This is a genomic window from Actinomyces sp. 2119 (assembly GCF_003591215.1).
Lineage (GTDB): Bacteria > Actinomycetota > Actinomycetes > Actinomycetales > Actinomycetaceae > Actinomyces > Actinomyces lilanjuaniae.
On the sequence record NZ_QYRR01000005.1, the window covers coordinates 178,715 to 197,339 of the forward strand.

At 71.1% G+C, this 18,625-nt stretch carries 15 protein-coding genes and 3 tRNA genes; 8 read left to right on the forward strand and 10 right to left on the reverse strand.

All coding sequences use genetic code 11. From position 1 onward, the window contains the following. Nucleotides 1-14 precede the first annotated feature (14 nt). The 3 genes from D4740_RS07555 (at nt 15) to purM (ending at nt 3,448) form a co-directional block, all read left to right on the forward strand. Complete coding sequence (locus D4740_RS07555) at nt 15-440, forward strand: sterol carrier family protein (protein WP_119836432.1); 426 nt, start codon at nt 15-17, stop codon at nt 438-440. A gap of 71 nt (nt 441-511) precedes the next feature. Next, a complete protein-coding gene (gene purF / locus D4740_RS07560) occupies nt 512-2,200 on the forward strand; it encodes an amidophosphoribosyltransferase (RefSeq protein ID WP_119836433.1) in 1,689 nt (562 codons plus the stop codon). A 93-nt stretch (nt 2,201-2,293) separates the two neighbouring features. Continuing rightward, nucleotides 2,294-3,448 carry a phosphoribosylformylglycinamidine cyclo-ligase gene (gene purM / locus D4740_RS07565; RefSeq protein WP_119836327.1) on the forward strand — a complete coding sequence of 385 codons (1,155 nt, stop codon included), beginning with the start codon at nt 2,294-2,296 and terminating at the stop codon, nt 3,446-3,448. A 365-nt stretch (nt 3,449-3,813) separates the two neighbouring features. Here purM and D4740_RS07570 read toward each other — a convergent pair whose 3' ends face one another. The 10 genes from D4740_RS07570 to D4740_RS07615 all read right to left on the reverse strand — a co-directional run bounded on the left by D4740_RS07570 (nt 3,814) and on the right by D4740_RS07615 (nt 15,384). Beyond that, the gene (locus tag D4740_RS07570; RefSeq protein WP_119836434.1) at nt 3,814-4,017 is read right to left on the reverse strand and encodes a DUF3073 domain-containing protein; all 204 of its coding nucleotides are present in this window, start codon (nt 4,015-4,017) and stop codon (nt 3,814-3,816) included. Between the two features lie 249 nt (nt 4,018-4,266). Beyond that, nucleotides 4,267-4,584 (reverse strand): DUF3618 domain-containing protein, encoded by a 318-nt coding sequence (locus D4740_RS07575; RefSeq protein ID WP_119836328.1) that lies wholly within the window; start codon nt 4,582-4,584, stop codon nt 4,267-4,269. Beyond that, complete coding sequence (locus D4740_RS07580) at nt 4,581-5,135, reverse strand: DUF3618 domain-containing protein (RefSeq protein ID WP_119836329.1); 555 nt, start codon at nt 5,133-5,135, stop codon at nt 4,581-4,583. Before D4740_RS07580 ends, D4740_RS07575 begins: the two co-directional genes overlap by 4 nt. Continuing rightward, a complete protein-coding gene (locus tag D4740_RS07585; RefSeq protein ID WP_119836330.1) occupies nt 5,132-5,578 on the reverse strand; it encodes a phage holin family protein in 447 nt (148 codons plus the stop codon). The genes D4740_RS07580 and D4740_RS07585 overlap by 4 nt, the downstream gene beginning before the upstream one ends. Before the next feature lie 403 nt (nt 5,579-5,981). Then, complete coding sequence (locus D4740_RS07590) at nt 5,982-7,718, reverse strand: ABC transporter ATP-binding protein (protein WP_119836331.1); 1,737 nt, start codon at nt 7,716-7,718, stop codon at nt 5,982-5,984. Then, nucleotides 7,718-9,604: an ABC transporter ATP-binding protein gene (locus D4740_RS07595; RefSeq protein WP_119836332.1), complete on the reverse strand. Its 1,887-nt coding sequence runs from the start codon at nt 9,602-9,604 to the stop codon at nt 7,718-7,720. The genes D4740_RS07590 and D4740_RS07595 overlap by 1 nt, the downstream gene beginning before the upstream one ends. 277 nt (nt 9,605-9,881) lie before the next feature. Further along, entirely contained in the window at nt 9,882-12,452 is a 2,571-nt protein-coding gene (locus D4740_RS07600) for an ABC transporter permease (RefSeq protein ID WP_119836333.1), read from the reverse strand. A gap of 4 nt (nt 12,453-12,456) precedes the next feature. Next, nucleotides 12,457-13,338: an ABC transporter ATP-binding protein gene (locus D4740_RS07605; RefSeq protein ID WP_119836334.1), complete on the reverse strand. Its 882-nt coding sequence runs from the start codon at nt 13,336-13,338 to the stop codon at nt 12,457-12,459. A 156-nt stretch (nt 13,339-13,494) separates the two neighbouring features. After that, the gene (locus D4740_RS07610) at nt 13,495-14,856 is read right to left on the reverse strand and encodes a glycoside hydrolase family 3 N-terminal domain-containing protein (protein WP_119836335.1); all 1,362 of its coding nucleotides are present in this window, start codon (nt 14,854-14,856) and stop codon (nt 13,495-13,497) included. Between the two features lie 126 nt (nt 14,857-14,982). Beyond that, on the reverse strand, nt 14,983-15,384 hold the full coding sequence (locus D4740_RS07615) for a metallopeptidase family protein (RefSeq protein WP_119836336.1): 402 nt from the start codon (nt 15,382-15,384) through the stop codon (nt 14,983-14,985). Nucleotides 15,385-15,639: 255 nt separating this feature from the next. Here D4740_RS07615 and D4740_RS07620 point away from each other — a divergent pair. The 5 genes from D4740_RS07620 (at nt 15,640) to msrB (ending at nt 18,622) form a co-directional block, all read left to right on the forward strand. After that, nucleotides 15,640-15,712 (forward strand) — tRNA-Glu (locus tag D4740_RS07620). A gap of 52 nt (nt 15,713-15,764) precedes the next feature. Then, nucleotides 15,765-15,838, forward strand: a tRNA-Asp gene (locus tag D4740_RS07625). 51 nt (nt 15,839-15,889) lie between these two features. Next, a tRNA-Phe gene (locus D4740_RS07630) sits at nt 15,890-15,962 on the forward strand. A 228-nt stretch (nt 15,963-16,190) separates the two neighbouring features. Next, complete coding sequence (locus D4740_RS07635; protein WP_119836337.1) at nt 16,191-17,951, forward strand: mechanosensitive ion channel family protein; 1,761 nt, start codon at nt 16,191-16,193, stop codon at nt 17,949-17,951. 176 nt (nt 17,952-18,127) lie between these two features. After that, nucleotides 18,128-18,622 carry a peptide-methionine (R)-S-oxide reductase MsrB gene (msrB, locus tag D4740_RS07640; RefSeq protein WP_119836338.1) on the forward strand — a complete coding sequence of 165 codons (495 nt, stop codon included), beginning with the start codon at nt 18,128-18,130 and terminating at the stop codon, nt 18,620-18,622. Nucleotides 18,623-18,625: the final 3 nt, after the last annotated feature.

An 18,625-nucleotide genomic window follows, 5' to 3' on the forward strand; every position in this document is an offset into this window, starting at 1 on the left:
GGTACGATCAGGCCGTGCCACCACGCCGACGCATCGACCCCGCCGCTGGCGCCCAGGCCCTGCGCCAGTGGGCCGCCCAGGCGCAGCCGGACGCCCCTGCGGGTGAGGACGCCGCGCAGCTCCGACAGCGTCGACAGCACCGGCTGCCCGAACGCCAGGTCACCGCGACCGCCGTGCGCTACACCCTGGAGGAGCTGGCCGCCCGCGCCCCCGGGCGCGCCGTGGAGGTGCGGGTCCCGCCCTTCGGCGTTACCCAGGCCGTGGCGGGCACCGTCCACCGCCGGGGGACTCCGCCCTCCGTGGTCGAGACCGACGCCCCCACCTGGCTGGCCCTGGCCACCGGGACTTTGACCTGGCCCCAGGCCCTGGCCTCGGGGGCGCTGCACGCCTCCGGGGAGCGCTGTGACCTGTCGCCCTACCTTCCCCTGCTGCGGATGTGAGGCCGCGCCCCCACGGGCTCGTCCCGCCTGGCCGCGCGACGTGGGAGACTGGGGGCGTGCACACTGGTGAGATGGACTCCCCTCCTGCGGAGGAGTGCGGCGTTTTCGGAGTCTGGGCACCCGGGGAGGAGGTCTCCCGGCTGACCTACTTCGGTCTGTACGCCCTGCAGCACCGGGGCCAGGAGGCTGCGGGGATCGCCACCTCCAACGGTTCCCAGATCCTGGTCTACAAGGACCTGGGCCTGGTCTCCCAGGTCTTTGACGACCTGGCCCTGACTAACCTCAGCGGGCACATAGCGGTGGGCCACGTACGCTACGCCACCACGGGGGCCACCACCTGGGAGAACGCCCAGCCGATGCTGGGGCCGGCCTCAGGCTCCACGCTCGCCCTGGCCCACAACGGTAACCTCACCAACACCCGCGAGCTTGTGGAGGCCGTCCACGCCACCAGCGGGGAGGACCTCACCGGCGAGCTCGGCCGTGGCTCCTCCACGGACACCGCGGTGATCGCTGCCCTGATGAACCTCGTGGGCGAGCGAGGCGCCCTGGAGGGCTGGGACAGCGCTGCCGACGTCGTCGTCTCCGGCGTCACCGATGAGGAGGAGCTGACCCAGGCCTACTCCGCGCCTGCCCCGCTCACGCTGCACCAGGCGGCACGCCGGGTCCTGCCCATGCTGCGTGGGGCCTTCTCCCTGGTCTTTATGGACGAGCGTACCCTCTACGCCGCCCGCGACCCCCAGGGGATCCGGCCGCTGGTGCTCGGCCGCCTGGAGCGCGGCTGGACGGTGGCCTCGGAGACTGCCGCCCTGGACATCGTGGGGGCCACCTTTGTGCGCGAGGTGGAGCCGGGCGAGCTGCTTGAGATCGACGACGAGGGCGTGCGCTCCACCCGTTTCGCCGCTGCGAGGCGGGCCGGCTGCGTCTTCGAGTACGTCTACCTGGCCCGCCCCGACACCCGTATCGCGGGCCGCAGCGTCAACGCCGCCCGCAATGCCATGGGGGCTGCCCTGGCCCGGGAGCACCCGGTGGAGGCGGACCTCATTATCGCCACCCCCGAGTCCGGGACACCTGCGGCCATCGGCTACGCCCAGGCCTCAGGGATTCCCTACGGGCAGGGGCTGGTCAAGAACGCCTACGTGGGGCGTACCTTCATCCAGCCCACCCAGACCCTGCGCCAGCTGGGTATCCGCCTCAAGCTCAACCCCCTGCGTGAGGTCATTGAGGGCAGGCGCCTGGTCGTCGTCGACGACTCGATCGTACGTGGCAACACTCAGCGCGCCCTGGTGCGGATGCTGCGCGAGGCCGGGGCGGCGGAGGTCCACGTACGTATCTCCTCCCCGCCGGTGCTGTGGCCCTGCTTCTACGGCATCGACTTCGCCACCCGGGCCGAGCTCATCGCCGCAGGCATGAGCGTGGACCAGATCTGCCACTCCATCGGCGCCGACACCCTGGGGTTCCTGTCCGTGAACGGGATGGTGGAGGCCACGGGCCAGCAGCGTGACAGCCTGTGCATAGCCTGCTTCACTGGCGACTACCCGGTACCTCCTCCGGTGGCGGGGGCGTCGGTGGCCACGATCCCGGTCAGCCCGGTCCCCGCCGTCTACCGGCGGCGTCCGCAGGGTCGTACGGGCCGTGGTCGTGAGGACCATGACCGTGCGCGCAGCCAGGACGGCCTCGTGGAGGCTGCGGTACCTGCTGCGCCCCAGGGCGTGACCCGTCCTGACCTGAGGTTGGGCAGCCCGCCCGGCTCCGGGTCATGAGGACCTCGTCCCGGGCTGGGCAGGCCGGTGCCGGGAACCCGAGCACTGTGCCCGTGGCCCAGCCGGGCCCTGACCACTGAAGGAGCCAGCCTCATGACTGACGACCCCAACCGCTCTGACGGCCCTTACCCGGGTGCCACCTACGCCGCCGCCGGGGTGGACACGGCTGCGGGGGACCAGGCCGTGGCGCTGATGAGAGCCTCGGTGGCTGCGACCATGAACCCTGCTGTTGTCGGTGGCGTGGGTGGCTTCGCCGGGCTGGTGGACGTCACCGACCTGCGTGACTACCGCCGCCCTCTGCTGGCCACCTCCACCGACGGGGTCGGCACCAAGGTCGCCGTGGCCCAGGCCCTGGGCATCCACGACACGATCGGGCAGGACCTAGTAGGCATGGTGGTGGACGACATTGTCGTCGTCGGCGCCCGGCCCCTGCTCATGACCGACTACATTGCCTGCGGCCACGTCGTGCCTGAGCGGGTGGCGGACATCGTGCGCGGTGTCGCCCAGGCCTGCGCCGCTGTGGACACCCCCCTGCTGGGTGGGGAGACTGCGGAGCACCCCGGCCTGATGAGGCCCGACGAGTATGACCTGGCGGGTGCTGCCACCGGGGTGGTGGAGGCCGACCGTCTCCTGGGGGCGGACAGGGTTAGCGCGGGCGACGTGCTGGTGGCCATGGGCTCCTCCGGACTGCACTCCAACGGGTACTCCCTGGTGCGCCACGTGGTCGCCCGGGCAGGCTGGGGCCTGGAGCGTCACGTCCCCGAGCTGGGGCGGACCCTGGGTGAGGAGCTGCTGGAGCCTACCCGCCTGTACGCGCGTGTCTGCCTGGCCATGTTGGACACCTTGTCCTCAGCGGCGGCGCCCCCGACCATCCACGCCCTCAGCCACGTCACCGGGGGCGGGCTGGCGGCCAACCTTGCTCGTGTGCTGCCCCCGGGGCTCGTGGCACAGGTGGACCGCAGCTCCTGGCTGCTCCCGCCGGTCTTTAGCCTGGTGCGTTCCCTGGGGCAGGTGCCCTGGGAGGACCTGGAGGCGACGCTCAACATGGGGGTGGGAATGGTGGCTGTCGTCGATGCGCGAGGAGTCGACGCAGTGGTGACCGTGGCCCAGGGGGCGGGTATCCCGGCCTGGGTCCTGGGGGAGGTCAGCGAGGCCGCTGACAGGCAGGTGCTGGGGCGGCTGGTCGCGGGAACCAAGGGTGTCGACGGCGGGGCAGTAGATATTCATGGCAGCTACGTGACTGGCTGAGAGGTGGGAGACAGTGCTCAAGGGAGTCGCAGGGGCGGTCTCGCGCCGTGGTAGTGGAGCTGGCAGCCTGACAGCGGCTGCTGCTGAGCAGCGCCGCGCGGGAGCGGTCCCTGCGACTGCCACGCCGGTGGCGGCAGCCGCAGCGACAGCAGCCTCGTCGTGACTGACACCTGGTGGCGAGTCAGTCACGACGAGGCTGCTGTCACCGGCACATCCGGCGCCGTGTCAGGTCTTACGTCCCCTGGGGGAGCAAGGTCAGGCCCCGCTTTCCCAGAAGAGGTACCCAGGAGGTGCCAGGTGCTGTACGCAGTACGGTCCTGGACGGAGGAGACGCGAGACCAGTGGTCCCGCGCGCACCGTGGCGGTTACCTGTCGTCCTCATCCCAGTCGTCGTCATCGACGGCATACTTGGCGGCCAGCTTCTCGTAGTCGATGTCGTCGTCAGCCTCGGAGCCGGACGAGGCTGACACGAGCTCACGCTCGAGAGCCGCGTAGTCGGTCTCTGGACTGAAGTACTTGAGCTTGCGGGCAACCTTGGTTGCCTTGGCCTTCTGACGGCCGCGCCCCATAGGCTCGACCCCCTCCAACGTGTCACGGCGCGCTCGTGGGCGCGCTCTTCCTGGTCAAATATGTCGTGGGCCAACCGTACAACGTTGACGTATGGGAACACCATTCGTACACCGGGGGGAGAGCCGTGGTGACTCCCACCCTGAGGGCTGTTGCGGCCCGGTTGGTTCTGTAGCACTGTGTGCGGTCGGTACTGACGCAGACGCCGTCCTGCGACGGCTGCGCAGTCGCGCCCACCGTTCCCGCAGGACTCAGCGACGCGCCAGCCTGCTGGCCGTTAGCACGGCCGCTAGCAGGCTGGCGACGGCGGCTGCGCCGAGGGCAGCGGCCATCTCGGTGCTGACCCCGTAGGCCTCCGCGCGCTGGCGCAGGACGGCGATCCTGGCCTCTGCCCGGCCGCGCAGCTGCTGGCTGGTCTGACGGGCCTGGGTCCGCGGGTCAACCCGAGCCGCCAGCTCGTCGACGCTGGCTGCCAGCGCCTGGCGCTGGGCGCGTAGACGCTCCTCGATCTGCTCGGGGACCCGCTCGCGCGTAGTGGCGGGACCGTCCTGTCCCGTGGTGCTGCTCATGAGCGGATCACCCGGGTCAGGGTGAGGATGCCCAGTCCGGCAACCGTGAGACCCGCGGCGGTCACAACGGCCAACGAGACCGGGTCCCCGTCGCGAGCGTCGTCAAGCAAGCGGGTCAGACGCTGGGACAGGGTCAGCGGCTCCGTAGCGCCTGGTGCGGCCTCGGTGAGCGGTGGCGTGCCGGGATCACCCCCGTAGACGGAGGCCGAGTGGGGCGGGGAGGTGAGCCCCGCCTGCGAGGTAAGCTCCTCGGCCCGCTCGCGCAGGGCCTGGGTGCGGCTGCGCAGGCTGGCGGCCGCCGCGTCCGCCGTCTCCTGAGCCATGCGTTTGAGGCTGGCAGGAGCGAGCCTGGCGGCGACCTCGTCCACGTCGGAGGCCAGGGCGCGACGGCGCGCCTCCAAGTCCGCCGCGATCTCCTCGACGGAACGGGAGGGAGCCGCAGGGGCGTGCTGAGCCTGGGGAGGCTGCGCCGCGGTGGGGGACGGAGCGCCAGAGGGCGGGGGCGCCGAGGGCTGCGGGCCTGCCGGAAGGGAGGCGTTCGTGGTGCTCACTGGGAGTTCCCCCTCTCCAGGCCGGAGGCGACAGCGGTCCTGACTGTCTCGACGCTGCTCTTCAGGCCCTCCTGGGGGGCGGGGGTGTCCGCCCTGGCCGCCTGGAGCCGTCTCACTCCCACGAGAGCGAGGACCGCTACCACGATGAGCAAGAGCACGGCGACAATGAGGTAGCCGGCCCACAGGGGCAGGGCCTCGCCGATGCCGTGGGCCAGCGACGCCAGCAGCATGCCCACGGCGTAGAGAGCCACGACGCCGGCGGCGGCCAGAAGCCCGACTCCCACGCCTATCTTCCTGGCCATGCGCTGACCCTTGGCCCTGGCGAGGTCGATCTCTCCGCGGATCAGCAGGGAGATGTTCTCGGAGATGCGGGCGACAAGCTCGCCGAGCGTGGGCTGGGAGCCCGAAGGCGGCGGTGGAGCAGGAGGCTGGTACTGGGACATGGTTGATGACCTTCTCAGTGTGCTCTGTGTGGCGTGCGGTACGGGGCGTGAGGTGCGCGGCGTACGGCTGGTACGAACCTTAGTCCACACGGCAAGAATCTCACATCTCCACACTAGGGGCGAAGGCGGGCGCTGGACGGGGCGGTGCACGCATGTGCAGCCTTAGTGCCCGGGGTACGGTCGTTGGCTGCTGGGAGGAGGGAGGCGCCCCCGGGAGGGGCGTTCAGGAGCAACTCGGGAGCGCTCAGGTGCGCCGAGAGCGCCGAGAGCTACGTCTTTCTAGCGCAGCACCCTACCTCGTCAAGGAGCGTGGTGATGAGGGGGTCCGTCTGTGCTGACGTCCTGCTGCCCGGCATCGTCCCGCTCCCGGAAGCGGGCTCAGCCTCAGGCTCGGCCCCCGCCCTCACTCCTGGCTCCAGGCCTGCCACAGGCTGGCGTACTCCCCGCCCAGGGCCACCAGCTCCTCGTGGGTGCCCAGCTCGACGACGCGCCCGTCCATGACCACGGCCACCCGGTCGGCGTCCTGGGCGGTGTAGAGGCGGTGGGCGACCTCCACCACCGTGCGCCCGGCCAGGGCGGTGGACAGGGTCCGCTCCAGGGCGCGGGCCGCGTGGGGGTCCAGCAGGGAGGTGGCCTCGTCCAGGACCAGCGTGTGCGGGTCCAGCAGCACCAACCGGGCTAGCGCCAGCTCCTGGGCCTGCGCGGGGCTCAGCGCGAGGTGGCCTGAGCCCACCATCGTGTCCATTCCCTGGGGCAGGTTGTCCACCCAGCCGCTGGCCCCGATAGCCTCGATAGCCCCCCGGATCGTCGCGTCCTCAGCCTGCGGGCTGCCCAGGCGCACGTTGTCGGCGACCGAGCCCACGAACACGTGGTGCTCCTGGGTGATCAGCGCGACGTTGCGCCGTAACTCCTCCTCGCTCAGGTCGGTCAGGGGCACCCCTCCCACCGTTACCTCGCCGGAGGTAGGCGGGTTGATGCCCGCCAGCATCCGCCCCAGCGTGGACTTGCCCGAGCCGGAGGGGCCGACCACCGCCAGGCGCTCGCCCGGGACCAGGTCCAGGCTGATGCCGTGGAGCACCTCCGTGCCCTCCCGGTAGGAGAAGCGTACGTCGTGCAGGCGTATGCGCCTGTCGGCGGGCTGCTCGCCGGTAGGGGAGCGGTCCTCGGGCACCTCCTCCACACCGAGGATACGTGACAGGGATGCCTGGGCGATCTGGACCTGGTCGATCCAGAACATGAGCTGGCCCACCGGCCTGCGCAGCTCCATGGCGTAGAGGCTGACCGTGGTGATCGCCCCCAGTGAGGCGTAGCCACGGGCGGCCAGGAACCCGCCCCACAGGAGGATAACCACCACCGGCGCCCGCCAGGCCACGTCGAGCACCATGAACAGGCGCACCCTCAGGGCTGCGGTGTAGCGGTCCAGGGACCAGGCCTCCGTGACCGCGGTGAGGATGGTGGCCTCCCGGCGTGCCCCCATGCCCAGGGCGTCCACCGTCTCGGCGTGGTCCACCGTCTCGGAGACCGCCCCGTTGAGCCGTGCGTAGGCCGCCGAGGACGCACGGTAGGCGGGCACGGACACCGGCAGGTACCAGCTCATCATCGCCCACACCGGGGGGACGATGACCAGCAGCCCCAGGGCCAGCAGCGGGTCGGAGACGGCTGCGGCCACCAGGGTGAAGGTGATCGTCACCGTGCACACCATGATCTGGGGGATGCCCACGCGCACCAGGAACTCGATGCGGGAGACGTCGTTGGTGGTGCGCCCCACCAGGTCCCCGGTGCCTGCAGTCTCCACCGCGCTCAGGGGCAGGCGCACCACCCGCCCCATCATGCGCTCGCGCAGGTCGGCGAAGACCGACTCCCCCAGGGTGCGGGCGTACATCTGGGCGTAGCGGTTGACCACGGCGCCCACGAGCGTGACGACGGCGATGGCCAGGACCACCCGGTCCACGTAGCCGACGGTGGCGGTCCCGGCAGACACGCGCGAGACCAGGCGCCCCAGCAGCTGGGGCGCCACCAGAGGGGCCAGGATCCCCAGGATCTGCAGGATCAGTGCGACCACGAAGCGCCAGCGGTAGGAGGCCATGATGCCAAAGGTCTTGCGCATCGCCACCCGACCGGGCGCCACAGGCAGCGCCATCAGCGGCTCACCTCCTCGCCGGTGGCCCGGGCCACGATACGTCGGTAGTCCTGGGCAGCGGGCTCCCCGGCCCGGGAGCGGGCCAGCAGGTCGCGGTGGGTGGAGCGCAGGCGCTGCGTGCCGTCGTCGGCCAGGAGGACCACCTCGTCACAGGCTTCCAGGACCAGGGGGGAGGCAGTGACCACGACTGTGGTGCGGCCCCGGCGGGCCGCGGCCACGCGTCGGGCCACGCGGGACTCCGTGTGGGAGTCCAGGGCAGAGGTCGGCTCGATGAGCACCAGGGTGGGCGCCTCGGTGAGCAGGGCGCGGGCCAAGGCCACCCGCTGGCGCTGGCCGCCGGACAGCGAGCGTCCTTTCTCGGTAATCATCCCGGCCAGGCCCTCCTCCAGGGAGGTAAGCACGTCAGCGGCGTCGGCGACCTCGATAGCCGCTTCCAGGCGCTCGTCGCCTAGGACGTGGCGGGGCTGGGGGCGCACCTGCTGGTCGACGTCGGCCACGCCCTCCCGGCGTGCCTCGGCCTGGACCAGGGTGCGCACGTCCACGGGTTGGGGCACGGGGCCCTCGCGCACGTCCAGGGCCTCGCGCAGGGTGCCGGTGAACAGCTGGGCGGTGGCGCCGGAGACGACGACGCTGGCGCGCACCCCCTCCAGAGGCATGTCCGTCAGGGGCCGCCCGTCCAGGGTCACGGCTGGTCCGGCGTCGGTGAAGCGGCCCAGGCGGGTGGCCAGCCCGGCGGAGACGTCCGGGTCGGGGGCCACCAGGGCGGTCATCCGCCCCTGGGCCAGGCGCACCCCGCTGGCGGTGTCCACCAGGTCCCCGCTGACCTGCTCGCCGTGGGAGGGGTCGAGGTCCAGCCGCTCGGGAACGGTCCCGGCGGCCGGGGTGACGTGCAGCAGGCGGGCCAGGCGGCGTGCCCCCACCACCGCCCGGGTGAAGTTCTGCACGGCCATGGAGAAGACTGCCAGCGGCCACGCCAGGTAGGCGGTGTAGCCGTAGAAAGTCACCAGCTCCCCGGCGGTGATGGTGCCCGAGACTGCCATGCGCGCGGCCACCCACACGACCATGGCCACGAACAGGCCGGGCAGGAGGACCTGGAGGCTCATGAGGAGCGACTGGGGGCGGGCCACGTCCACACCCCGGCGGCGCAGCTCCTGGGAGGCGTCCCGGTAGCGCTGGGCAAAGACCTCCTCCCCACCGATGCCGCGCAGGATACGCAGGCCCGCCACGGTGTCTGTGGTCACCGTGGTGACCTCGGCCTGGGCCTCGCGCTGGACGGCCTGGCGGCGCTGGAGAGGCCTGATGACCAGGGTGACGACCCAGGCCACCAGGGGCATGCCGACGATGACAATGGTCCCCAGGAGCACTGATGTCCTCAGCATGAGCACGGCGACCACGGCAAAGCTGAGCCCCGCGCCAACCAGCTGGGGCACGGAGTTGACGAACTGCCCCAGGTACTGGGCGTCGGAGGCGACGATGGAGGCGACCTCGCCGGTAGAGGCCTGGCGGGGCAGGGAGCTGCCTGTGATGGAGACCTGGCGGCCTACTAGTCTGTCCACGTCAAAGGTGGTGCGCATGGAGGCGATGACACCAAAGTAGGACATGCCGGTGTCCCCGACGGCGTAGACGACGAACAGCACCAGGAGCAGCAGGCCGATGCCCCAGACCCGGGCGTTGAGGCCGTCCTCGATGCCGGAGTCCAGGGCCGCCCCCAGGAAGGCGGGCACGATGGCCTGGATGACGTTGGAGACCGTGGCCGCCAGGGCGCCGACAGCAATGGGGACGGCTGCCCGGCGCAGGAGCCACCGCATGAGGGCAGCGGCTCCGGTGGCGGGCGGCTGAGGCAGGGGGGTGTCAGGTGCAGGGAGGACGGAGGTCAAAGAGGGCATGAGATTAGCAGGCTACCCCAGCAGGGCGTGCTGCGGTGGTGACGGCCTCGTGATATCCGACGCGTTGCCCGGTAGGTGCTACAGGTGGTCGAGGAGGGCCGGAGAGCCTTTCTCTACAGGACGAGTGAAGCCCAGGGACAGGCCCCGGGGCGGGTGACGAGGGGGCGGGCTGAGTGCGCGGCCTAGCCGCTGGCTCAGCCCGCCCCCTCGCGTGAGGGCCGCCGTGGTTGGCGTGGCAGCCGTCAGGGTCCCGTGGTTCTTCCCCCTGCTCGTCCTCCTACTCGGTGGCGATGGCGTCGAGGACCGGCAGGCGGGAGGCCCTCATCGCGGGCCATACGGCGGCGACAACGCCGACCACCACGGACAGGACCAGCATCCCCACCATCTGTCCCCAGGGGATGGTCAGGGTGGTCAGCCCGTCGTCCTCCAGGACGGCTCGCAGGGCCGCAGCCAGCAGCAGCCCGGCAGCACCGCCCACGACGGTGCCGTACAGGGAGGTGAGGACCGACTCCACCATGACCTCCCCGCCCAGCTGGGCGCGGCCCAGGCCGACGGCGCGCATGAGGCCGATCTCCCGGGTGCGCTCCGCCACCGAGAGCACCAGGGTGTTGACGATGCCCAGGACGGCGATGACGATCGACAGTCCCAGCAGGCCGTAGAGGATGGCGAGGATCTGGTTGACCTGCTGGCCGACCATGTCAGAGAGCTCGTCGGCGTCCAGCACCGCGTACTGGTAGGTGGGAGCCAGGATGTCCTCGGCCTCGCGGCGCACCTGGTCCGCGTCTGCCCCCTCCTCCAGGGTGAGGAAGGTACCGGAGGGGGAGGCCAGGACCTGATCGGGGTCGGTGGGCAGCGCCCCCGTCCAGGAACCTAGCTCTACGGCCAGCTCGGGAGGTGCGCTGAAGCTGCCGGAGAGACCCTGCGGGTCGATGACCGCCGCCACGGTGGCCTCCACCGCCCCCAGGGGGCCGGTCAGGGTCACCGTGTCCCCCACGTGCAGCTCGGTGCTCCTGTAGGCGGCCACGTGGGTGGAGTCCAGGTCGGCCATGTCCCCCTCGGTGACCTCCAGGTCATAGGCCTCCAGGAAGGCGAGGGAGTCGGAGACGTTGAGCCCGGCCATCGGCTCCTGGAAGCTGTCCTCCGCAGTGGCTGACACCGAGGCGTAGACAAAGGGCGCCGTACCCGCCACCCCGTCGATCTCGCCCAGGTCGGTGGCGATACCGGAGGGGATCTGGGCGGAGACGGTCGTGGCTGAGGCGGGCTGGATGAGGAAGTCGGCCTTCATCGAGTCGTTGACCGCGTCTGACACCGAGGAGTTCGTGGAGGCGGCTATCGTGGCCCCCGCGCACACCAGGGCCATCCCCACCATGAGGGCGCCGGAGGTGTTGGCGGTGCGCCGGGGGTTGTGGATGATGTTGCGTACCGCCAGGCGCCCGGAGGGGCGCAGCGCCCGGAAGGGCAGCCCCAGGAGGGAGACGACGGGCCGTGCCAGCACCGGGGAGACCGTCAGGAGCCCCAGGATGACCCCGCCAGCCCCCAGACCCAGCACCAGGGTGCGCTGCTCCAGGCCCTCGTTGACCCAGGCGGCGGTCACAGCCGCCGTGCCAGCCGCCAGGAGGAGGCCGCCGATGACGGTGCGCAGCACCAGGGACTTCTCCCGTGCCCCGGACACGTCGCGCATCGCCTCCACGGGGTGGGTCAGGGCGGCGTCACGGGCGGGCAGCAGGGCACCCACCACGGTGACCAGCAGCCCCACCACGACGGAGGTGACGACAACCCCGCCCGACATGGATATCCCGTCGGTCAGCGGCATCCCTGCGGCCTCCAGCAGGGCCACGATGCCCTGGAGCAGCCCGGCGCCCGCGGCCACGCCCAGGAGCGAGCCGGCCAGGCCGATAATGACAGCCTGGAGGAATACCGTGCCGAACACGGAGGCAGGCGAGGCTCCCACCGCCCGCAGGAGGGCGAACTCCTTCTGGCGCTGGCGCACGCTCATGGCGAAGGAGTTCATGATGATGAAGGAGCCCACGAACATCGCCAGCACCACGAAGACCAGCAGGAAGGTCTGGGCGAAGCCCAGGAGCGACTCGATGTACTCGTTCTGCTCGTCGATGCTCTCCTGGCGCGTCTGGACGCGCACGCCGTCGGGCAGGACCTCGGCGACAGCGTCCCTGACCTCGGTGACTGAGGCACCGTCCTCCACCGTGACAGCGATCTGGGAGACCTGGCCGTCCGGGGCGGCCAGGGGCAGGAGCCAGTCGTCGTCCATGCCCACCAGGGTGGCCCCCGCCATGGAGGTGCCGTAGGTGAACTCACCGACGACCGTGACCTCCCGGGGCTCGCCCTGGACGACGACGTGGGTGGTGTCCCCGACAGCCAGGCTGGAGCGCTCCAGGGCAGCAGACTCCAGGACGATCTCCCCCTCACCTGAGGGGGCCCGGCCCTGGACCCAGGTCAGTCCCGGCTCCTGGTCGAAGATCGGCAGCAGGAGGGTGGGAGCGCCGGAGGAGGTGACGGGGGTGTCGTCGGCGGCGACCAGGACGCCGATCAGGCTTGTGGCCGGGTTGGCGACGTCGACACCGTCGACCTCGCCAACCACCTGCGCCAGCGAGGAGTCGAGCGGCTGGGTCACGAAGGACGCGGTCCCCTCGGTGCCCTCCACCGGCTCGCCGGAGACGTAGAGGTCACGGGTCATGGTCGAGGAGGTCAGCGCGGAGAAGGTGTCGGACAGGACCCCGCGCAGGGCGAGGGTCCCTGACAGGAAGGCCACTCCCAGCACGACGGCCAGGGCGGTGAGGACAAACTGTCTGGCATGGGCGCGCACAGAGCGCCAGGCGACACGGACCATGTGATCAGGCCTCCGTGTCGGTTGAGTCGGCCGGGCCGGTTGACTCAGCTGGGCCGGTGGCGTCCTGCTGGCCGCCCTGGCCCTGGTCCTGCCGGTCGTCGCCCAGCTCGCGCAGGGCGTCCAGCACGTGGTCGCGGCTGGGGTCGGCCAGCTCGGCCACGACGTGGCCGTCACGCAGGAAGAGCACCGTGTCGGCCCAGGCGGCCGCGTCGGGCTCGTGGGTCACCATGACCACCGACTGGTCCAGCTCGTCCACGCTGGTGCGCAGGATGGCCAGCACCTGCTGGGTGGACTGGGAGTCCAGGTTGCCGGTGGGTTCATCGGCGAAGACCACAGCAGGCTTGCCCACCAGCGCCCGGGCGCAGGCCACGCGCTGGACCTGTCCGCCGGAGAGCTCGGCGGGGCGGTGGGACAGCCGGTCGGACAGGCCCACGGCCTCCACCACCTGGTCGAAGCGCTGCCTGTCTACCTTCTGACGGGCGATGTCCAGGGGGAGGGTGATGTTCTCGGCGGCGGTGAGGGTGGGCACCAGGTTGAAGGACTGGAAGATGAAGCCGATGCGCTCGCGACGCAGCCTGGTCAGGCGGCGCTGGCTCATGGCGGAGACCTCGTCGCCGTCGAGCATGATGGTGCCCGAGGTCACCGAGTCCAGGCCGGCCAGGCAGTGCATGAGGGTGGACTTGCCGGAGCCGGAGGGACCCATGACCGCAGTGAAGCGGGCACGGGGGATGTCCACGTCCACGGCGTCCAGGGCCGTGACTGCGCCCGTGCCACGGCCGTACACCTTGGTCAGGGCGCGGGCGGTCAGGACGGGGTCGTCCACGTGGCGGTGAGGGGCGAGAAGGGAAGAGGCCGGGGGTGAGTTCGGGACGCTGTGACTGCTCATGCCGGTGAGTTTTGCATGCTGCCCGGGGGCTTGTCTCCTACCAGGGCAGGGGGGGCGAGACGGCCGTCTCCTCCTTCGGAAGGAGACGGCCGCAGGTGCTGACGGAGCCAGGGAGCCGGGTGGTGTCGTGTGCGGAGGCGTCTGAGCGGGAGCCTCCTACGCTCCTGGCAGCGAGTCCTTGAGGGCCAGCACCCGCAGGGCGGACTCCTCTACCCGAGCCGCCAGCACAGGGTCGGACTGCGCGGCAGCCACCAGGGCCTGGGCCATGGGAGCGGCCACAGCGGCGTCGGCGGAGGCCAGCACCAGGTCGCATCCGGCTCGCACCGCCTGCACCGCCCGCTGCCCGGGTTCCCACTCCTGCAGCTGCGCGGCGGCGGAGAGGTCGTCGGTGATGACTACCCCGGTAAAGCCCAGGTCTCCTCGCAGCATCTCGGTGACGACCACCGGGGAGAAGACGGCGGGCGCTGTGTCGTCCAGCAGGGTGTAGACGGCCGAGGACATCATGATGACCTCGGCGCCCGCGTCGATGAGCCCGGCGAACACGGACACGGCCTCGTCCTGGGTGCGGGTGGTGACGGTGTCGGTGACCCCGCTGGCGGTGTCGGTGTTGGCGGTGACCCGTCCCAGTCCGGGGAAGTGCTTGCAGGTGGGGACCACGCCCGCAGCCCGCATCCCCTCCGCGAAGGCAGCCGCCTGGGCGGTGACCGTGCCCGCGTCACCGCCGTAGCCGCGCCCCCAGCGTCCGATAGGCTCGTTGGAGGCGGGGCTGGCGATATCGACCAGGTCGGCGACAGGGGCCAGGTTCATCGTCACCCCCGAGGCCGCCAGCTCCTGGCCCCAGGCCAAGGCCTGGGAGCGCAGGTCCTCGGCTGTCAGCCCCGCCTGGTCCCGGGCGGAGGGGATGGCGGAGAAACCCGGCCCGGACAGCACCTGCACCTCGCCGCCCTCCTGGTCGGTGGCCACCAGCATCGGCGTGCTGCCGGTGGTGCCTGTGGTGGCGGAGCCGGTGAGGGCGGCGACGGTCTCAGCGACGGCCTGGCTGCCGACCTGGGAGCGCCCGGCCAGGAAGATGCTGCCGACGTGATGAGTGGACACCGCGTCCGTGGCTGCGGGGGAGAGCTGGTCGGCGTCGGTACCGACCATGACCAGCTGGCCGACCATCTCCTCCAGGCTCCAGCCGGCGAGGCGGTCTGGAGAGGCGGAGGGGGCCGGGCCTGTCGGGTCTGGGGACCCCGAGGACGCTGTGGAGGCACCCGGGGGCGCCGACGAGGAGGCTGCGGGGGCTGCGGCGGGGGTGGTGCCGCGGGAGCAGCCGACCAGGGCCGTGGCACCCAGGACGGCGGCCGTGACCGCACGGCGTCGGCTCGGGCGCAGGGGGCGGGTGCTGGTGGGAGAGAGCGGAGGGTGGGCGCTGGAGGCAGGGGGAGCACTCGCCGTGCTCCGGGCTGGTATCGGTTGCTGGCGGCGTGCTCCGGTGGGAGGGGGGTCGCCCGCAGTGGTGGGACGGCGGTCTTCCATGGTCAGACACTAGGGGACCGTGGGGGAGGGCAGCGCCAGGGGCGCGTGGGGACGTGCACCGGGGGCGTGGGACCCGCGCGAGACCGTGGGACGGTGCCTGAGGTGCGCGGGGCGGGGCGCAGCAGGCTACCCCCAGCCGAGCTCGTGGAGGCGGGCGTCGTCGATACCGAAGTGGTGGGCGACCTCGTGGATGACAGTGACTGTGACCTCCTCCACCAGCTGCTCCCGGGTGGAGCACCAGCGCTGGAGGGGGCCACGGAAGATGAGGATGCGGTCTGGCAGCACCATGGACCAGCCCTCGTCACGCTCGGTCAGGGGGACTCCGAGGTAGAGCCCCAGCAGCGTGGGCGGGCCGTGCCGTGAGCCGACACCGCTGTCGCGGTCACGCAGCATGTCGGGGTCGGGCTCGTCCTGCACCAGGACCACGACGTTGTCCATCGCCTCGGCGAGGTCGGGCGGGATGAGGTCGAGCGCCTCACTGACGGCCTCCTCAAACTCCTGCTCCGACAGGTGCACCGGTGGGGTCATGCCGTGAGCCTGTCACAGGTGGCCGGTACTTGTCACTGCTTACTGCGTCCCGACGTCCTGACGTCCTGCCACTGTTCGTCTGCCTGTCGTGCCTTCTGTGCGGCCACAGAAAGCAGGTTGCCGAGGATCGGCTATGTGTCGGTGAGCGTTGGTGAGCGCTGGTGAGCAGGGTCACGCCACGAGGATTTGCGTGGACGGCGAGCAGGCACCTAGTGTTCTTCCCGGTTCGAGGTGCGAGGACGCCAAGGCCTCAGCGCCCCCATCGTCTAGCGGCCTAGGACCCCGCCCTTTCACGGCGGTAGCACGGGTTCGAATCCCGTTGGGGGTACGGCTCGGGTACAGTGGAACAGCTCCTCGGAGCCAGGCTTCGTGCCGAACGAGGCCTCGTGGCGCAGTTGGTTAGCGCGCCGCCCTGTCACGGCGGAGGTCGCGGGTTCAAGTCCCGTCGAGGTCGCGGACGCTGGCGCTGACCCGGTCAGGTCTGATCGGGTCGGCGTCGTCTCCAGGCTCTGTAGCTCAGTTGGTAGAGCGTTCGACTGAAAATCGAAAGGTCACCGGATCGACGCCGGTCGGAGCCACTGCGACGGCCCTCGGGACTCACAAGGTCCCGGGGGTCTCGTCGTCCTGGCGGGCTGCTGACCGGGCAGCTGGCCCAGTTGGCCTGGGATGGCTGAGGTATGGGTGTGAGGTAGGGGGTGTCTGAGGCACCCGGGCGCCCCGGCTGGGAGAGTTGTTCCGCGTCGTTCGCGGTCACAGCGGCGCGCCTCCCTCAGGAGTCCCACAGGCACCAGTCCTACCCTGGCTCCATGCTCTCCGCTGCCCTCCCTCCCATGCCTGCTGTCGGTCTGCTGGCGGCAGCCGGGGAATCGGACGACCCGGTTCCCTCGGACTCCCCGACGGTGGACGTCTCCCTGGAGGCGGTGACCCAGACCACGATCAGCCTCCTGACTCTTGCGGTGCACGCGGGTGTGGGGGCGCTCATCGGGCTGGCCGTCGCCTTCGTTGTCCTGGTGACTCTGCGGCTGCTGGGCCGACGTCGGGGCCTGTATGCCGAGCTGGCCCGCTTCTGCCACCGGGCGGCCTACGTCTTCGGGGCCATGACAGGGGCCTACCTCGGTGTCCAGGTCGCCCTGACAAGCATGAGTAACTCCGTCACCTCCACGGTCGTCTCGCGCCTGCTGCTCATCGCCTCGATCATGGCAGGGACCTGGCTGGTGGTCGGTATGGTCAGGGCTGTCGAGGCCTCGGTGGTCAGCGGGGTGCGGGCCTCCGGGGACGAGGGGCGCACCAGCAGGGTCACGACCCAGAGCCAGATCATGCGCCGTGTTGCGCAGGTCGTCCTCATCGTGTGCGGCCTGGTCGGCGTGGTCATGACCTTCCCCAGCGCGCGTGTCGCCATGGGCTCCCTCCTGGCCTCGGCGGGCCTGGTCTCTGTCATCGCCGGCCTGGCCGCTCAGTCCACCCTGGGCAACGTCTTCGCCGGCATCCAGCTGGCCACCTCCGACGCCATCAGGGTGGACGACGTCGTCGTCGTCGACGACGAGCAGGGGACCATCGAGGAGATCACCCTGACCTATGTCGTGGTCCACACCTGGGACGATCGCCGCCTGGTGCTGCCCTCCACCTACTTCACCCAGAACCCTTTCGCCAACTGGTCCCGGCGGGGCACCCAGACCACCGGGACGCTCACCATCGACCTGGACTGGAGGGTCCCGGTCTCGGCGGTGCGGGCCGAGCTGGCCCGGATCGTGGCCTCCTCCCCGGCCTGGGACGGGAGGCAGGCCTCCCTGGACGTCATCGACGCCTCCGGAGGGTCGGTCACCTTGAGGATCGCCCTGTCCGGAGCGAACCCCAGCGACGTGTGGGCACTGAAGTGCTACGTCAACGAGGAGCTTGTCGCCTGGTTCCAGAAGCAGGCATCCTACGCCCTGCCCCGTACCCGAGTGGAGGTTGACCAGGTTGAGGTCGCCCAGGACCCTGCGCCCGAGCAGGTGGCTCGTCTGGCGGAGGAGCTGGCCGCACTTCAGGTCGGCAACGCCTCCGGCCAGGCGGCAGCCCAGCCGACGCCCGGCAGTGCCAGGGCGGAGGGTCTCGAGGAGGGCTACGACGCTGCGGCGGTGACTGCCCAGATCGCCGCCACGAGCGACCCGATTGAGGCGGCCCGGCTGCGTGCGGCCGCCAGGGGCCTGTCCCCGCTGCGCCGGATCCGGCGTGAGCGCGCCCGCAGGCGCAGCCTGCTGCGACGTGACCCGCAGGAGCAGGCCGCACCCGAGCCACAGGCCGCCCGCCCAGGCCGCCAGGAGCCGACGACCGTCTTCCCCACCACGGAGATGGAGACCTTGGCTGAGTCAGGCGGGTCAGCGGGCAGGCCGGGGGACAGGCCCGCCGACGGGTCGGCAGAGGAGGCGACTGGCAGGCAGACGGGTGGACCTGCAGGAGAGCCCGTGAGCAGGCCGCCACGGCAGGCGGCAGTGAGTGATCCGTCAGGAGCTCCGGCGACGCCGGGTACGTCGGCGGGCGGACCTGCGGGCCAGGGCGGGAGGCGTCAGCCTGGAGGATCCTCCTAGGGTCGCTGAGTCACGCTGCTGATCAGGGCTGCTGAGGCAGAGCGAGGGTCTGCAGGCGGCCCTGCTCGCCGTAGCCCGCTGCCGGGAGGGTGCGCTGTGGTCAGCGGTGCCGGGGGTGTGTTCCCGCTGCGTGAACGCTGTCCCTCTCTGGCTGTCCGAGGGGCGACGATGGGGCCATGACCAGCACCGAGCCGACCCTTGACCCCTCCGCCGCCGCCAGGACCGACGCCCAGTGGCGGGCTGCACTGACCCCCATGGAGTACCACGTGCTGCGTGAGGCGGGCACCGAGCGACCCTTCACGGGCGCCCTGCTGGACGAGCACCGCGAGGGCATCTACCGCTGCCGTGGCTGCGGGGCGGAGCTGTTCCGCTCCGCCACCAAGTTCGACTCCCACTGCGGGTGGCCCTCCTTCTACGACCCCCGTGACAGCACCGCTGTCACCCTGAGCACGGACACCTCCCACGGCATGGTCCGCACCGAGGTCCGTTGCGCTGGCTGCGGCTCCCACCTGGGGCACGTCTTCGACGACGCCCCCCACACCCCCACCGGCCAGCGCTACTGCATGAACTCCGTCAGCCTCACCTTTGAGGCTACGGATGAGGGCGCGGAGGAGACCGGGCCGGAGGATGCCGGAGGCCCGCACGCTTCCGGGCCTACCGAGCAGGCCTGACCT

Coding starts and splice junctions, on each gene's coding strand:
- purF (WP_119836433.1), top strand. CDS start 512: ATGGACTCCCCTCCTGCGGAGGAGTGCGGCGTTTTCGGAGTCTGGGCA.
- purM (WP_119836327.1), top strand. CDS start 2,294: ATGACTGACGACCCCAACCGCTCTGACGGCCCTTACCCGGGTGCCACC.
- D4740_RS07570 (WP_119836434.1), bottom strand. CDS start 4,017: ATGGGGCGCGGCCGTCAGAAGGCCAAGGCAACCAAGGTTGCCCGCAAG.
- D4740_RS07575 (WP_119836328.1), bottom strand. CDS start 4,584: ATGAGCAGCACCACGGGACAGGACGGTCCCGCCACTACGCGCGAGCGG.
- D4740_RS07585 (WP_119836330.1), bottom strand. CDS start 5,578: ATGTCCCAGTACCAGCCTCCTGCTCCACCGCCGCCTTCGGGCTCCCAG.
- D4740_RS07590 (WP_119836331.1), bottom strand. CDS start 7,718: ATGGCGCTGCCTGTGGCGCCCGGTCGGGTGGCGATGCGCAAGACCTTT.
- D4740_RS07595 (WP_119836332.1), bottom strand. CDS start 9,604: ATGCCCTCTTTGACCTCCGTCCTCCCTGCACCTGACACCCCCCTGCCT.
- D4740_RS07600 (WP_119836333.1), bottom strand. CDS start 12,452: ATGGTCCGTGTCGCCTGGCGCTCTGTGCGCGCCCATGCCAGACAGTTT.
- D4740_RS07605 (WP_119836334.1), bottom strand. CDS start 13,338: ATGAGCAGTCACAGCGTCCCGAACTCACCCCCGGCCTCTTCCCTTCTC.
- D4740_RS07610 (WP_119836335.1), bottom strand. CDS start 14,856: ATGGAAGACCGCCGTCCCACCACTGCGGGCGACCCCCCTCCCACCGGA.
- D4740_RS07615 (WP_119836336.1), bottom strand. CDS start 15,384: ATGACCCCACCGGTGCACCTGTCGGAGCAGGAGTTTGAGGAGGCCGTC.
- D4740_RS07635 (WP_119836337.1), top strand. CDS start 16,191: ATGCTCTCCGCTGCCCTCCCTCCCATGCCTGCTGTCGGTCTGCTGGCG.
- msrB (WP_119836338.1), top strand. CDS start 18,128: ATGACCAGCACCGAGCCGACCCTTGACCCCTCCGCCGCCGCCAGGACC.